The organism is Collinsella sp. AM34-10 (assembly GCF_003469185.1).
Lineage (GTDB): Bacteria > Actinomycetota > Coriobacteriia > Coriobacteriales > Coriobacteriaceae > Collinsella.
The window spans coordinates 251,184-266,975 of record NZ_QSIL01000003.1 but is presented as its reverse complement, the minus strand read 5'-3'; the positions used below and the strand labels follow the sequence as shown (position 1 = coordinate 266,975).

13 protein-coding genes, 1 tRNA gene and 1 pseudogene are annotated in these 15,792 nt (G+C 48.6%); all 15 read right to left on the bottom strand.

The features are described from left to right. Nucleotides 1-2 precede the first annotated feature (2 nt). Nucleotides 3-890, bottom strand: a pseudogene (rfbA, locus tag DW823_RS04540) (glucose-1-phosphate thymidylyltransferase RfbA). Between the two features lie 178 nt (nt 891-1,068). After that, a complete protein-coding gene (locus DW823_RS04535; RefSeq protein ID WP_117776512.1) occupies nt 1,069-2,067 on the bottom strand; it encodes an NAD(P)-dependent oxidoreductase in 999 nt (332 codons plus the stop codon). Between the two features lie 2 nt (nt 2,068-2,069). Next, nucleotides 2,070-3,281: an acetyl-CoA carboxylase biotin carboxylase subunit family protein gene (locus DW823_RS04530; protein ID WP_117776511.1), complete on the bottom strand. Its 1,212-nt coding sequence runs from the start codon at nt 3,279-3,281 to the stop codon at nt 2,070-2,072. Next, the gene (locus tag DW823_RS04525) at nt 3,278-4,417 is read right to left on the bottom strand and encodes a DegT/DnrJ/EryC1/StrS aminotransferase family protein (protein ID WP_118080633.1); all 1,140 of its coding nucleotides are present in this window, start codon (nt 4,415-4,417) and stop codon (nt 3,278-3,280) included. The genes DW823_RS04530 and DW823_RS04525 overlap by 4 nt, the downstream gene beginning before the upstream one ends. 75 nt (nt 4,418-4,492) lie before the next feature. Continuing rightward, the gene (locus tag DW823_RS04520; protein ID WP_118080631.1) at nt 4,493-5,965 is read right to left on the bottom strand and encodes a lipopolysaccharide biosynthesis protein; all 1,473 of its coding nucleotides are present in this window, start codon (nt 5,963-5,965) and stop codon (nt 4,493-4,495) included. Further along, nucleotides 5,955-7,037 carry a glycosyltransferase gene (locus DW823_RS04515; protein WP_158567268.1) on the bottom strand — a complete coding sequence of 361 codons (1,083 nt, stop codon included), beginning with the start codon at nt 7,035-7,037 and terminating at the stop codon, nt 5,955-5,957. Before DW823_RS04515 ends, DW823_RS04520 begins: the two co-directional genes overlap by 11 nt. Further along, nucleotides 7,006-7,959 (bottom strand): EpsG family protein, encoded by a 954-nt coding sequence (locus DW823_RS04510; protein ID WP_158567267.1) that lies wholly within the window; start codon nt 7,957-7,959, stop codon nt 7,006-7,008. The genes DW823_RS04515 and DW823_RS04510 overlap by 32 nt, the downstream gene beginning before the upstream one ends. Nucleotides 7,960-8,094: 135 nt before the next feature. Continuing rightward, the gene (locus DW823_RS04505) at nt 8,095-8,868 is read right to left on the bottom strand and encodes a glycosyltransferase family A protein (protein ID WP_117776506.1); all 774 of its coding nucleotides are present in this window, start codon (nt 8,866-8,868) and stop codon (nt 8,095-8,097) included. Between the two features lie 11 nt (nt 8,869-8,879). Beyond that, nucleotides 8,880-9,665, bottom strand: coding sequence for a glycosyltransferase family 2 protein (locus DW823_RS04500; protein ID WP_118080625.1), 786 nt, complete (start codon nt 9,663-9,665; stop codon nt 8,880-8,882). Continuing rightward, nucleotides 9,665-10,333 (bottom strand): sugar transferase, encoded by a 669-nt coding sequence (locus tag DW823_RS04495; protein ID WP_117776532.1) that lies wholly within the window; start codon nt 10,331-10,333, stop codon nt 9,665-9,667. The genes DW823_RS04500 and DW823_RS04495 overlap by 1 nt, the downstream gene beginning before the upstream one ends. Before the next feature lie 40 nt (nt 10,334-10,373). Next, a complete protein-coding gene (locus DW823_RS04490; RefSeq protein WP_117776504.1) occupies nt 10,374-11,627 on the bottom strand; it encodes a DegT/DnrJ/EryC1/StrS aminotransferase family protein in 1,254 nt (417 codons plus the stop codon). Between the two features lie 15 nt (nt 11,628-11,642). Next, nucleotides 11,643-13,523 carry a nucleoside-diphosphate sugar epimerase/dehydratase gene (locus tag DW823_RS04485; protein ID WP_233540526.1) on the bottom strand — a complete coding sequence of 627 codons (1,881 nt, stop codon included), beginning with the start codon at nt 13,521-13,523 and terminating at the stop codon, nt 11,643-11,645. An 87-nt stretch (nt 13,524-13,610) separates the two neighbouring features. Then, nucleotides 13,611-14,156, bottom strand: coding sequence for an antiterminator LoaP (loaP, locus tag DW823_RS04480; protein WP_233542984.1), 546 nt, complete (start codon nt 14,154-14,156; stop codon nt 13,611-13,613). 801 nt (nt 14,157-14,957) lie between these two features. After that, a tRNA-Ala gene (locus tag DW823_RS04475) sits at nt 14,958-15,033 on the bottom strand. 116 nt (nt 15,034-15,149) lie between these two features. Continuing rightward, a complete protein-coding gene (locus DW823_RS04470) occupies nt 15,150-15,791 on the bottom strand; it encodes a thiamine diphosphokinase (protein ID WP_118080621.1) in 642 nt (213 codons plus the stop codon). Between the last annotated feature and the right edge of the window lies 1 nt (nt 15,792).

Genomic DNA, 15,792 nt, shown 5'->3' with positions numbered 1-15,792 from the left:
ATTTACCCCCTCTTTACCTCGTTTGCGACACTCAAAAGATACTTTCCATACGCAGTCTTCTTCAGTGCTTCGCCCAGTTCGTGCAACTGATCATGGTCGATGAAACCACGGCGATAAGCGATTTCTTCCAGGCACGCAATGTAATAACCCTGGCGGCTCTGCACGGCCTCCACGTACTCGGCGGCCTTCAAAAGACCTTCGGGCGTGCCCGTATCCAGCCACGCCATGCCTCGGCCCATCAGCTCGACCGACAGTTGACCTTGCTCTAGATAGGCATTGTTGATGCTCGTGATCTCCAGCTCGCCGCGCGCGCTTGGTTTAACGTTGGCCGCGATGTCGGAAACTTATCCATCATAGAAATACAGACCCGGTACTGCGTAGTTAGACTTTGGGACCTTGGGCTTTTCCTCGATGCCAACCACACGGTGATTCTGATCGAACTCAACCACACCGAAGGCTCTGGCGTCCTGTACGGGGTAGCCGAACACTACGGCCCCGCCATGGTGTTCCACTTTCTCCTTTGCCCGCGTGAGCACGCGAGTGAGATCCTGTCCATGGAACATGTTGTCACCCAGAACCAGCGCACACGGCTCGCCGGCAAGAAAGTCTCGCCCGATGGTAAAAGCTTCGGCTAGGCCGCGAGGCTCGGCCTGTTCGGCGTATTCCAATCGCATGCCCAACTCGGCGCCGTCGCCGAGAAGCTCCTCGAACGCTGGCAGGTCACGTGGCGTCGAGATGACAAGCACCTCGCGAATTCCTGCGAGCATCAATACGCTCAAAGGGTAGTACACAAGCGGTTTATCGTAAATTGGCAGAAGCTGTTTACTAAGGGCTTTAGTAATCGGATGCAGTCGAGTGCCGGACCCACCTGCAAGAATTATGCCTTTCAACGTTTTCCCTTCAGCGGCAGTCGAGATAAAGTGCGCATTGCTGCTCAAGTCACTTTTGGCTGCTTGGACAAATAATATATCGGTCGTAAATCTCTTAGGAGTCTGATACCGTTCTTGCTAATTTCCTTGATTGGATTCAGTGTTCGGTTCAGATTTAGCTTTGGTGATGGCTTTGGTTCTATCTCAGATCTTTAAACCTATTGAGAGCCATTTCAGCCTTGAAGTCTTCGAGAAAGTCTAAGAAGTCATATTTCGGCTCGTAGCCTAATAGCTCACGACAGTTTTCGATATCCATTACATAAGAAGGACCGCTTGGCATTTCCGGACGATAGACAATCTTTGACTCAACGCCTTCTGGATTGAATACCTTCGCGATACCGCGAATCCAGTCCTCGTTTGAAGTTCCAATACCGGTACCCACATTAAAGAAGCCGCCGTCAACGTTCTCTACGGTCACAGCTTTACGTAAGAGCTGACAGAAGTCCTTGACGTTTACAACATCTTTGGCGCGAGTGGGATCGCCCCAGATTTCAAGCGTTTCTCCTGCCATGGCTCGATCCATCAGCAATCGATATCCAAGTGTCCGACGCACGCCATCGACGTTGTATGTCTTGTCGGGGGTAAAGGCGTAGACAGTGGGAAGCCTAAACACAAAGCCTTTTAATCCGTACTCAGCCTGATAATGCTTGATCAAATCAACGGCGAAGCATTTGGAAAGAGCATAGACGGTGTGATCGCCAGTCATAATAATATTGCGATCATCGTAAGGATGAATTACGGGGTTTTCCGGAGTAACGGAACCCAGCACATCGGATATAGTCTGAGAATAAAGAATGCGATCAGCACCTGACTTACGGCAATACTCGAGTACGTTAAGGGCTCCACGGCTGTTTACGTCAATATAATCGGAAGGGTTATAGCCGCTCATATATGCTGGCAGTAAACCAGCGAGAAGAATCACCGCATGGATGCCCTCTTGGGGGAGCTGCTCCAGAGTAGAAGCATCAGACATATCTATGCTTGAATAACTAATGTTATAGCGATCGAAAAAATTCGTCTCTCTATGACCGGCGGCAAACACTTCATATTCATCTGCAGGCAGGTGATTTAATAGATCTTCGGTAAGGTATGCGCCAGTGTTGCCGGTTGCACCGATTACTACAATCCTCTTTTGCACGGCTAGCTCACCTTCGCCCTCATGAACTCACTCGGCTCGGCGCGAAATGCATCAAGCTCGGCTTGCGTGTCGAACCTAAGGAATACCGATCCGAATGCGTGATTTGCCGCTGTGAACGCCTTGACTTTGGCGCCGGGCTCAATCCACAGCTGCTCTTCGGCAAGATGCGAAGCGGCAAAACCAGATGCATATTCCATACCAGCAAATACACCGTCATGATCAGAGTGGAGCATTTGCTGATACCAGAAGCCGTCATAAACGGGCATCGAAAGATTGCCAACAGGTTCGCCGAGCGCAGCCTTCACCGCCGCCATGACAAGATCGGTCTTTCCGTCGGTGGCATATTTGAGCATCTCGCACAGTCGATTGCCGCCGCCGCGCGGAGAGCTCTCCATAATGTAGGCTTTGCCATCGGTTGCCACGCGAGTCTCTATGTTAAATACGCCGTCACGAAGGCCCAACAGATCAGCCAATCGCTGCAATTCCGAGACAAGCTCTTTTTGTGCCCACGCTGGCAATGATGCTGGCATTGCATACGCAGCTGGCGTGTAGGGATTTGGAACGGAGGGATCGAACAACTGCGAGGTAAAGCTTACACACGAGAACTTTCCGCCGCTAACGAATCCATCGGCATCGGACGAATCTCCCTCCTTTTCCAAAAATTGTTCGACAATACAGCGCCCATCACGCGAAAACTCGAGAGCGTACTCAACCGCTGCCTTAAGATCCTCAGGACCATCCACGCGAGAGCAGCCCTTCGATCCAGCCGAATCAACCGGTTTGGCAATCACGGGATAAGCAATCGAATCGGCTTCATTCATGGCCTCGTCGGCAGAGCGATAGATATGAAGCTCGGGACAATTAAAGCCATTATCACGAAGGAAGGCGCGGTAGCGCTCTTTATCTTGAAGTATGCTAACTGCCTCATAGCTTCCCTGGAACGGCAGCCCCAGTTTCTCGGCAGCATATGACGCGGACACCACACCCGGGTCTGCTGCAAACGACATAATTCCGTCCGCCTTGCATTTTTTAGCGGCGGCAAGAACAGCCTCGTTATCGATGATGCTTGCATTGATGTAGTCATCCGAAAAGGCATGTGCATAGTTATGCGGCAAATAATCGCAAGTAACAACCTTTGCGCCCAACTCATGCGCTGCCTTAATAACTGGCAGTGCATAACGTGCCCCACCAAGAAGGAGAAGTGTCTTACTCATCGGTTTTCCTTTCCTGCATCCAGAACCGTATTGCAGATGCGGTCAACGTCTTCCAATGCCAAATCGGCGTACATGGGAAGCGTGATCACCTGGGACGCCGCCTTCTTCGCCACAGGGGTGCGGTCGCTGGAGTACACGCTTCTGTAGCAAGCGTAATCGTTGACCAACGGATAGAAGTATTTGCGTGCGCCGACGCCAACCTTGTCCAGGGCATCGAAAACGTCATCGCGCGTGGCGCCGAAGACACTCGGATCGAACAGCACTGGAAGGTACGCATAGTTGTGGCGGATGTTATTGGCGGGACGGAAAACGGTCACGCCGGCCGTGCCTTCAAGGTTGTCCCAATAACGCTCAGCAACGGCCTTGCGCTTGCCAATCTCGGCGTCCAGGTGACGAAGATTGCAGACGCCCATCGCCGCGCAGAACTCATTCATCTTGGCGTTGCCACCGACGTACTCGACGTCCTCGGGTCCCGTGATGCCGAAGTTCTTCCATTGGTTGAGCAGCGGATACAGATCCTCGTCCTTGAAACAGACGCAACCGCCTTCGATGGTGTTGAATACCTTGGTCGCATGGAAGCTGAACATGGCTGCATCGCCGAAAGTCGCCGCGCTATCGCTGCTTCCGTCTTCGTTCACGCGCTCGACGCCGAAGGCATGGGCGGCATCATAGATGACCTTAAGCCCGTGACGGTCAGCGATCTCCTGGATGGCATCAACATCGCAAAGATTGCCGTATACATGCACAGGCACGATGGCGCAGGTGCGCGGGGTGATTAATCGCTCGATGCTTTCGGGATCCAACGTTAGATTCACGGGATTCACGTCGGCAAATACGGGAGTAAGTCCCTTTCGCACGATAGCGTGAGTGGTCGAGGCAAAGGTGAACGGTGTAGTGATGACCTCTCCGCCGGTCGGAAGAGCCATGGCCTCGAGGATGCACTCTAGGGCATTGTGACCATTCGTGAACAGAGCAAGGTTGTCGATCCCCAAACGCTCCTTGAGGTCCGCCTCGAGCTTCTTATGCTCAACACCCATATTGGTAAGCCAATGGCTTTCCCATAGAGGTGCGACCTCTTCAAAGTATTCCTCCATAGGAGGCATGGATGATCGTGTGACAAGAATGCGGTTACCCATATCAGGTACCTTCCCTTCGCTATGCAGCTTTCAAAGAACGATGACTAAAGTAACTAGAGTTAATTCAAGGTGACGTTAGCGACGCCTTGTTCCTAAAAAGTCCCTTACAGTTTTAATGAGATAATCAAGTGTTTCGAGTTTGAAAACCCAAGCAATCCCTAGATAAACCAACGCCATTACGGTGATGTTAATAAATATTCTCAGAGCCGATGAAGTTACGAATGAGCCACACAACAAAGCGGCTATTCCTGAAACTGCTGAGATGCCAAATGCCGGAGCAATGTCACGCAATTGTTCAATATATGAGTAGCCAATAACTTTCTTGTTCGGATAGGCGTTGACGAAAGTAGAGAAAATGCCACTTATCATGTACATGCCAACCATCAGATGGATGTCATGCAAAATAAAGGCGGCAAATAAAATGAAGCAGATTCCGTATCCCTTTTTGATTAATTCTAATTTCAGAAATAAATCAGAGCGACCCATGCCATTTAGCGCTTGTAAATTCGTTGTATGAATCGGCAAAAGCGCATAGACGAAACAATACATTTGCAAAAAGGGAACACAGGGTAGCCATTTGGCTCCGAGAAGAATTCCCACAATGGGTTCTGCGGCAACAGCAAACAAAGTCATCGAGGGGACGATAAAAAATGTTGAGGTCTTTAGCGCTCTACGCACTAGGCGCTTAACATACGCTACGTCATCTTGAACGCGTGAGACCGCCGACAGCATCACAGGTTGTATCGCACCATCAAGCATGGATCCAAGTGCCTGCGGATATTTCTTTCCCTGAGATACCAATCCAAGACTCGAAGCACTAAATTGTTTCCCGATAATTAAGTCAGAAAGCGATTGGTAACCTTGATCTAATACACCAGAGACAAGCAATTTCCACCCAAATGAAAAGAGCTCACGAGCCCGCTTAGAGTTAAAGACGAGACGCGGTCGCCAATCGACTTGCGCTGCCATAAAAAAGCAATTGCACGTCTGATAACTGAGTTGCTGTAAAACAAGCGCCCATAATTCGGCCCCAAATACTGCTGAAATTACACCTATTGAACCAGACAGCACGGAAGACGCAATTGCGGCGTTAAAGACAATGCGAAACTTCAGCTCTCGCTGAACAATGGCAATTTGGACCGCGTTATAAGCATTGATAATCAAGATCAATGCAAGTGCACGTAACGGCCATATGATAGCGTCCATTTGGTAGAAAGAAGCAATCGAGGGCGCCGCGAAAAAAACGGATAAATATAGGGCTGCTGAAACCGTCAAACTGATCCAATAGACGGTCGAACAATCGCTGTCATCCATTTTCGGACTCTGAACCAAAGCCGTGTTAAGTCCAGATTGTACAAATATATTGCCTACATTTACAAAAACAAGCATGATCGCCAAAGCGCCAAACAACTCCGGCGCAAGCAACCGAGCCATTACGATTTGAACTGCAAGCTCGACAAACGCTCGTGAGCCTCTCTCGGTTATTTTCCAAAATAAAGACTTAATTGCGCCACGCTTAATGTCAGTTGAGGCCAATTTATTTTCCATTCTTAGAAAGTCGATTTAAATATAGGGTCTTAGCAAGGTACGGAAATATAGCAGACAGGATAACGGCAACCTTTTTTTCCCATCGCAAGTTTTGAAGATTCTGCCAATCGTTATTCAAAAGAGATGAAATGGATCCATTCCCACAAAAGTAAACTTGGGCCATGTATCCAGCAGCCTGTTCTTGGCAGAAAGTACCATAAGCCCCCCTTGTATACGCATCAAAAGCCTCAAATACCCGAACCATAGTTTCTGCATGGACCGAAAGCCTATCAAGAGACCCTTGTCGAAACAGCCAATCGCTCATACTGGAAGTTGTACCCCGGCGATAACATGACATCATGTCATCAAAATAATAAACCGGCCCCAGATTTCCAAAAAAGAGAAGCATCGGGACATCCCCTACCGGGCACAACTGTTTAAACTCGGGAGGATATTTAATATAGTCATGCCATACATCAGCTCTAATAAAATAAGAACTTGTTTGAAATGCATACTCTTTATTCAATGGTATGAAAGTTGACCTATCAATAGGGCCAGTTTCCAAATGGAAACGAGGAAAGAATGTGTTTAGATTGTCACCCTCGTTAGTAACCTCCATAACCTTGTGAACGCAAAGGCAACATTCATGGTGTTTTTCTAGAGCGTCAAATTGTTTCTGAAGCTTTCTGTTATCAGTCCAATAATCGTCGCCTTCACACATGGCAATATAGTCACCCTCAATTAAAGGCTCAATATACTCTTTGACAATTGGAACCCCCTTACTGTATTGATTTTCGTTTTGTAAAACCAGCTTTATTTTTGTGGGATATCGAGCCTGATAATCCCTAAGAATTGCTTGAGTTGAATCGGTCGACGCATCATCGTGAACAATTATCTCGAAATCAAAATTAACTTCTTGCATCAAAAAGGAATTGATTGCACGTTCTATATACTGTTCATGGTTGAAAGCCAGGCAATAAATTGATACGCGGGGTTTAACTTTTTTGCACGAGCAGTCGTCAAGAACGGTTCCCGACCATTTACTGGAAAACATGCACACCTCAAACTGTAAAGTGAAACCATAGCGATTCATAAGGGAGAATGCCCTGTCCATTTCCGGATAGAGCAGTAAACAAAACATAGAGGCTCAACAGCCATATCATGCGTTCATACTCCGCATTACCAATATCCTTTTGCGCTCGAGCAAGATATGAAAGGGAGACGACATCGAATATCGAAAAGAAATATCCGATCCTCTCCATATAATCAAATAAATAGCCAATGATCGAAATTGCTAGGCCAACTATGGTAAAGATAACAGTGGCTTTACCTTGCACATCAAAACGTTGAAAAAGCTTGTGCTTAGAGAGACCAATGAACAAAACGAGTAACTTGAGAATTGTCATTAGGCCAATTTTAATATCGTTCGATTCAAAGTATTTCGCATAGTCTGTCAAATAACCTGTATTAATTAAAATAATAGGCGCTGCTATTACGCAAACAGGCATAACTAGGCTGACACAAGAAAGCACCGTTCGAGAAGAATAGGACATCTCGTCTTTAATAAAATAGAGAGCGCATAGCAGCAAAATCGCAATCAGAGACGATCTATGAATTCCAACTGCGAATAATAGAAACGCTAAAAACAGCCAAACTTTATGGGTAAAAATATATCTAGAGCCCCAGAAGACAAGGGCAATCGCTAATAACTGTCTCGCAATATTTAGTTCAACTGGAATAAAAAAGGAATAAAAGAGTCCGAACGAAAGGCTTAAATTGATTTGTTCTTTAAAATCCCAGAGACGAAGTAGAATCAATAAGTTCGTTGCAAATGAAACAATGAAATTAAATAAGTAAAACCCATTTTCCATTCGAAATAAAGACATTCCATAAACATATACCGTGTCGTACCAACTTGCGGTTATGTTTGGTCCGTATTGTATGGTCTCAGTGTAGTATCTTAAGTAGTTAACGGTATCAATGCCGACCTTTTCAGTTCTTAGACCGAAAAACAAAGCTAAAACACAGGCTATGAATACAAGTATTTTTTTCTATCGCTGGCTTGAGCCTCATTGGCGAAAACAATTCCAATAATAAATACGAGAAAATATATAAGAGATCCGAGTGGATAGTTAGCAATGGCGCCCACGTTACATGCTCCGCCCGTTATTTAACATAATTTTTAGCGCTTTTAACCGAGAAACAGTAAATTCATTACCGTGCCTAATTACGTCTTGTAAACACAACAATTTCCATTTACGGCTATCGATTAAAGAAAAGAGCAAAGATTGATCGCGAAGATATTTTTCATTCTTACCTTGTTCCCACGTTGACTCTCGCTCTTCAGTCAAACAAGCTATGTAATCTGGTACCGCAATGATGCGTAGCTTCTTTTTTAGGCAATCAGCCAGGAAGAGCGTGTCCTCACCATGAGAATGATCAGTTCCCCCACCAAAACAAAGATTGAAGAACACGCCGTTTGTCCGAATCGAATCTAATCTGATAGCCATTCTCGCCGCACCGTAGCGCATAAAATTAAAAAATCCAACCGTAAATTTCTTCTTATTAATAAAACGATGCGGTATTGGCTCTTCTAAGTTAAAAATAATGACATCGGCATTAGGGTTTTCTTTAAAAGCACGTAAAACTATTTCTTCATATCCATCAAGATAGACCATATCATCGTCAGCAATGAGACAATACTCCGCAGTAGCTCTCATCAGGGCATTATTACGGTTAAGACCTACGCCGCGTTCATTAAAGTTCAAAACTTTAATACAATGTTCGTTCGCATTAAAGTCATAAATCCTATTTTCGTCACATTGATTGGCGACAATTGCGTCTGTCTGAATATTCATTTTATCTATAAGCGACTCAGGATTACAATCCAAAGCCGCAATAAGCACCTCAACGCGATCGCTCATCTTGGCTCCCGTCAAAAGGAATGAACATATCTAATCTTCTTGTAAAAAGAACAAGCAATATTTAATGCTGTATGACCTAGAGCTGTAGCCTTGAAGCATCCTCTGCTATTCCAAAGTTTATATAAATGTTTGGCCTGGATTAATTTTGACGTCCCATGCGAAATGGAAGAAGATCTCACGCGGTAACGACCGAGCACTTCTGGTAAAAGCAAACAATCGGCAACATCAATTACATTCAACCACATGGCGTAGTCATTGTGCTTCTTAAGATTTGCGATTTGCACAACGCCAACGATATGCGCGTCATACATAACCGTTAAACACCCGGGCCAGCAGTAACAACGCATACCAACCCTGTCGATACGAGCAGGCCCGCTAAAACTCTTTTGAAGCGGCCTGCCTTTCTCGTCAACAGTCTCATACTTTGTATAGGAAAACCCGCACCGATTATCCCTCATAAAGGAAAGCTGCTTCGCTAACTTTTCCTTATCCCATAAGTCATCGCTGTCAAGAAATGCAATCCAATCACCCTTGGCCTCTCGTAGTGCACGATTTCTTGAATAAGCCGCGCCGGAGTTTTGCTTATTTTGAAAAACGTGGATTCGAGAATCACCACGAGCGATTTCGTTTGCGATTGAAATTGTCTTGTCGGTAGAACAGTCATCAACGATCAAGAGCTCCCAATCACCGTAAGTTTGAGACTGAACGCTCCTGATGCTTTCATCAATGAAAGGTTCAGAGTTATATGCCGGCATTACAATTGAAACAAGACCGAAGTTGCTGCAAGCAGTGGTCATTACTTCACGCTCATTTCAGAAATCAATTGTTTTGCCTGAATCTGAAGAGCATCATATTTGTTACGAGACACTCTTCCTACTGAAAGTAGGTAATCGCCTAAATCAGCTGCCGTGGCCATGCCTTCCTCGGTTATTCCTTCCTGTTTGACGAAAGCCTTTAAAATCGTTTTAAAGAAAATCGAAATATCTTCACTTAACGAAATCTGATCGATGTACTTCAAGTCGTATGCGAGCTTTTCGTCCCATGCGATGGCGTTTCGTCCGTTAATCTGGGCGAGGCCTGAGAGGCCTGGTCTTACTATGTGGCGTTTTCTCTGCTCGGGTGTCATAAATACCATATCCCGAACAAGTTGTGGCCTTGGGCCAATAATCGACATATCGCCCTTCACGATGTTGAAGACTTCAGGCAGTTCATCGAGACTTGTTGCACGAAGCGCCTTACCAAACTTGGTAAGGCGTACTTTATCAGGAAGCAACTTGCCATTCTCATCACGTTCGTTCGTCATCGTTCGAAACTTATATAGTTCGAAAATCTTTTCACCGCGACCAGGCCGTGGCTGTTTGAACAACACAGGCCCGCCAAGTTTGACGCGTACGAGAGCGGCCACGATGACAAGTACCCACCAAAAAAGCGCCAAGAGAAGACAGGACAGAGTGACGTCAATCATCCTCTTGCCGTAGCGCTGATAGAATGTTTCGTTACCAAGCCTACTCAAAACAACGCCTAATCACTTCGATGATTACGTCCTGCTGCTCGGGAGTCATCTTATTGTCGGAGGGCAGACACAAACCACGATGGAAGATGTCGGCGCCAATATCCAAAGGCAAGCCATCTGTACCCGTTGCACCGCCGGAAATATACGCGTTGGTCTTAGCTCGACCATTGCCCTCGCGCGTCACGAAAGCATTCATGCGATAAATAGGCTGCATGTGCATAGGCTTCCATATTGGACGACCCTCGGCGTTAATGGCGGCAATAGCCTCAAGAATCTCGGTGGGGCAGCTCTTTCCAGGTTCGCTTACGTAAAGCGCCTCACTCTCGCCACGAACCTGTTTGCACATCGCATCGGGATCAATCAGCATGCAAGAAAGCCAGAAGTTAGGCTCACAAACGTTAGGGTCATAGGGGTTCATGCTCACCGGCAGACCCTTAAAGCCCTCTTTGTAACGCATGTAAATAGCCTTCTTTTGGGCAATATGCTCCTCCAGATACGGAATCTGGCCACGCACGACACCGGCAATTACATTGCTCATGCGATAGTTATAACCAAGCTCCTCATGCTGGTACCAGGGAGCGGCTTCGCGCGACTGGGTCGACCATTTGCGAGTTTTATCGGCTGCCTCTTTACTATCAGTTAAAAGCATGCCACCAGCGGAACCGGTAATGATCTTATTGCCGTTAAAGCTAATGGCGCTAATGTCACCAAACGTGCCGGTCTGACGACCCTTATACGTGGCACCAAGTGACTCAGCAGCATCCTCAACAAGGACGGCCCCGTGCGCATCGCAAATTGAACGAAGTTCTTCAACTTTGCCAGGCGTGCCGTATAGATGCGCCGCCACAACGACCTTTGCAGTCGGATGCAGTTCGAAGGCCTTTTCAAGAGCGACGGGATCCATATTCCAAGTGTCTCGCTCGGTATCGATAAATACAGGGACACCGCCCTCGTAAACAACTGGGTTCACCGTTGCGTCGAACGTCATATCGCTGCAAAGGACCTCATCACCGGGCTTAATTCCAGCAAGCTTCATGGCAAGATGCAAGGCAGAAGTACCACAAGAAAGGGCAACGGCATAGCCGCAACCAATCTTTTCAGCCATTTGGCGTTCGATTTCGTTGATATTCTCGCCTACCGTTGACATCCAGTTAGTCTCATATGCCTCGGTAACGTATTTGAGCTCATCGCCGTGCATGGTCGGCGAGCTAAGCCAAACCTTGTTCTCAAAGGGTTTAATGTCCATCTTGGCTCCTTATCCCTAATCGTTAAACTGCGGATGATATGTAGGTACAACCTCAGCGAGAACGGACTTAACCGTGTCGTTATCCTTGTCGAGGCAGTCATGAAGCTTCTCGAGCTTGTCTTTGATCTCTTCCATCCTGTCGGCCTCGGCTGTGGAAATGCGAATCTCGGAATGCTCGGTAGGCAGGAGCTGCTCGTTGTCCATAAGAAGCTCCTCGTACATCTTTTCGCCAGGACGCAGGCCGACCTCTTTGATCTGGATATCTATGCCAGGCTTAAGACCGCTCAGCGTAATAAGGTTGATGGCAAGGTCGTAGATCTTGACCGGCTCACCCATGTCCAGAACAAAGATCTCGCCGCCATGAGCAAGTGCACCAGCAGTAATGACCAACTTACTAGCCTCGGGGATGGTCATGAAGTAACGCGTGATGTCCTTGTGCGTAATGGTGATAGGGCCACCCTCACGAAGCTGGCGCTTAAACAGCGGAATAACCGATCCATGACTACCCAGAACATTGCCAAAGCGAACAGCCGTAAAGATGGTCTTACTGTTTGCCGCGTAATACTGAACGATCATCTCGTCCATACGCTTGGTGGCACCCATTACGTTAGTGGGATTAACGGCCTTATCGGTGGAAATCTGCACATAGTGACTGCACTGGTACTTGTCGGCAAGGCGCACGACGTTGAGCGTGCCAAAAACGTTATTCTCGATTGCCTCGCGGGCGTTGTGTTCCATAAGAGGAACGTGCTTGTGGGCTGCAGCGTGGAAAACAACTTGCGGATGGTATTTCTCAAAGACTTTGGTAATCGCAGGGAGATGCGTAATGGAGCCGATATAAACTTGAATATCAGTTCCTTGATCATGAGCGGTCTTGATGATGTCGTGATACAGCTCATAGGTAGTGTTCTCGTAAATGTCGAACAACACGATTTGCGCAGGCTTTGCCGGAAGCAGCTGACGTACAAGCTCTGAGCCAATAGATCCGCCGCCGCCCGTGACCAAAATGCGCTTACCGGTAACATAGCCCATCTGGTTAAGGTCAAGAGACTTCTCCTCACGAGAAAGCAAGTCGCTGATCTCGACCTCACGAAGAGCAACCCTGCCTACACCATCCTGCGGAATATCGCGGACATTGGGGAGCGTGAGAACCCTAAGACCTGTCTTCATGCACAGGTCATAGATACGCTGACGCTCTTCATGCGTAGCGCTAGGAATTGCCACGACAATCTGTTCTGCTTCGCAATCGTGCGCAATAGTAGGGATATCGGCGCAAGTACCGTAGACCTTAACGTCATGAATACGCTGGTTTTGCTTATTGGGGTCATCGTCAACTACGGCAACCGGATCACCGATCATATCGGGGTCTCCGTTGAGCATACGTTTGATGGAAAGAGAGCCGGTCTCCCCTGCTCCTACGATGAGCGTACGCGGGAGATGAGCATCGGAATTGCTTTTAAAGCGCCAGAGCTGGCTACCATAAATGGCGCGAATCGCAAAGCGTCCGCCTCCGCAAATAATGAGGAAGACAGCCCATGCCATAACGTCCTCGCGAAGGGTCATGCCCTTGCCAAATAACACGTTAAAGATAACATCGCCAATGACTGAGCCTACCGTTACAGCAGCAACAATACGTCCAGCCTCGGAAATGCTCGCATAGCGCCAAAGGCTGCTATACATGTGGAAGAACCAAAAGACGACAACGTTAACAAGCGCAAGCACAAGAATAGCCGGGCATGCGCCGGCTGCTCCGCTGAGCGTCGCCCAATGCTGCGTTCCCCACGATGCAACAAACACAGCAATATAAGTTGCCGCAATGTCATATGCCATCAACGCATACGGCTCAAAGGTACTCAGCTTCCCCTTTTGCTTTGCGCTCTTAGATTCGGTATTCAAAATCTCTTCTACTCTTCCCTATTGATCCCGTTGTCTACGTCCCCGCCCCCGGGGATCCTCCCTATCCCGTTAGACAGCCGCCTGCAGCTAGGCGATCGCCTTTTTAAGGTTTCGCATTGCGCGCTGCTCGTTTGAAAGCACCGCGAGGCCAACGCGCGTAGTAACGCGACGGCCGCATAGATCGAGCTCCAAATAGGCAGTGCTCTTGCGTCTGTTAATGGTTTTGATAAGGCCCTCGTGGCCCAGCAGCGGACCTGCCGTCACTAAGACCTGGTCGCCGTCTTTTAAGGCCTCACTCATGGGCACTACGCGGTCTCCCCTATGCGTAAAGCCACCAATAAGCTGGACCTCTTCTTTTGCCAGTGGCACAAACTGACCGTCCTGGGATAACACCCGGGCAAAGTCGTCCATGCGCAGCAGATACTGTTGCACGGTGCGGGGGTCTGCCGTATCGCAGATAAGATAACCGGGAAAGAGCGGCTTGGTCGTATTGACCCATTCGCCGTGTACTTTAATCTCGGTTTGAAATTGGGGGTAAAAGAGCTCCTGCATGGCACCAGCCGGCACCACGCGCTCGATGCGCTCGCGCATTACGTCTTCGCGACCGTTAATGACCTGGATCACATACCACACGAGCACCACCCCCTTGCTGTCTTACGTGTGGCTCACGGGGTTTGGGTATGGCTACGCCAGGGCGCTTGTGCGCGAAGGCGCTCCATATTCAAACCCTGAGCCCAGTTAGACAAGCACGTGGCTCTGCCCCACCGTGAACGGTATGTATGACGCAGCCCGTATGTGACCAATCGTTTTAATGACAAAAGCACATACAGTTGGCTGCGTGTGAGACAATCAGGGGATGATTAACAACCGACTGTCTCACACGCAAACAGCTTAAGTGCTTGCTGCATTTTGCCATGACAGACCCACTTAGAATATCTTGCAGAAATATAAATGACCGCAAATCAATTCAAAGCATTGCTGCATGACTACTGTATTGGAGCTCGTGGTTTTTCTGGCACCGCCGTTACGGCCGGATGCTGATCGACCCTGCGCTTTGCGGCTTGTTGGAGCCGTGAACACAGTTGAACCCATGTAACGTTAGTTATCCTAGCACAGCAGGTAGCCCATACGTTTTGGGGTGTGTTGAGCAACATATTGTTTATTTGCCGTGGTTATGGGAGATATCGCGCCGCCTCGCACGCATTGCCGCAGGTTTATGGGGGTGTGAGGGTTAGTGAGCACTGTCTGAGTTGTATTGCTGGCGGCGTGAATTGCTCAAACTATTATGTCTGGCTAACAAACTTTGTACAAAACCGGGAAGGTAATTGCGCAACTTTTTGGGCAGCAGTTGTCGCAAAATTTGCGACAACTGCTGCTGCCGGCAAAACTTTGCAAATAAAAAAGCCACTCGATTGAGTGGCCTTGCTTTCACGATGGTGGAGACGAGGGGGATCGAACCCCTGACCTCTTGACTGCCAGTCAAGCGCTCTCCCAGCTGAGCTACGCCCCCGTGACGAGGAGATACTATAGGGGAATGTTTGCTGAGATGCAAGGGGGAATTTTGGATTGATTATCCACTTTACGGGTTTTCCTGGGACGGTGGATAAAACCCTGATGCGATGGCCTTTACTTGTAGAGGTAAGCGATGGCGGTGCCGGTGTGGACTTGGATCGTGGCTGTTGACCTGACGACGTTGCTAATGCCTGTGTCGGCTAGCAGACCTAGGGGGCTGTGATCTAGCTCCCACTCTAGGCCATGTTCGCTTACCTCGGTGTTGGGGGCTATGGCGATGATGGAGAACGTCTTGCCCTCGGCGTCCTCGATGGTCCACGACTCGCCTGCGTGAAGGATGCGAGCGACCACCATGTCCTCGGCGATCCAGACGGGGGCGTCCTCGTAGCCCGCGAGCAGCCCCAGCACGGACAGGGCCATGTCGGGACGGCCACCGGTGGCGCAGGTCACAACCACTTCGGCACCCGGCCAGCGACGACGGACGGAATCGAGCGCCAGCGCCAGATCGGTATAGTCCTTGTAGGGGTCGTGACGCTCAACTTCAAAGTCGGTGGCGGCATCGACCAGTGCGCGACCCGCGTCGCTCACCGTGTCGGCATCTCCCACATACACATCGCAGCCCAGACCGGCGTTCAACAACGCGTCGAGCCCACGGTCCACGGCGACAACGTGGTCGCACTTCCCCGCCAGCTGACGTAGCAGATCCGCGCTCGCTACCACGGGCGAGCCGCAGACCACCAATACCTTGCAAGCCACA

Coding starts and splice junctions, on each gene's coding strand:
- DW823_RS04530 (WP_117776511.1), bottom strand. CDS start 3,281: ATGAGTAAGACACTTCTCCTTCTTGGTGGGGCACGTTATGCACTGCCA.
- DW823_RS04525 (WP_118080633.1), bottom strand. CDS start 4,417: ATGGGTAACCGCATTCTTGTCACACGATCATCCATGCCTCCTATGGAG.
- DW823_RS04520 (WP_118080631.1), bottom strand. CDS start 5,965: ATGGAAAATAAATTGGCCTCAACTGACATTAAGCGTGGCGCAATTAAG.
- DW823_RS04515 (WP_158567268.1), bottom strand. CDS start 7,037: ATGAATCGCTATGGTTTCACTTTACAGTTTGAGGTGTGCATGTTTTCC.
- DW823_RS04505 (WP_117776506.1), bottom strand. CDS start 8,868: ATGAGCGATCGCGTTGAGGTGCTTATTGCGGCTTTGGATTGTAATCCT.
- DW823_RS04500 (WP_118080625.1), bottom strand. CDS start 9,665: ATGACCACTGCTTGCAGCAACTTCGGTCTTGTTTCAATTGTAATGCCG.
- DW823_RS04495 (WP_117776532.1), bottom strand. CDS start 10,333: ATGATTGACGTCACTCTGTCCTGTCTTCTCTTGGCGCTTTTTTGGTGG.
- DW823_RS04490 (WP_117776504.1), bottom strand. CDS start 11,627: ATGGACATTAAACCCTTTGAGAACAAGGTTTGGCTTAGCTCGCCGACC.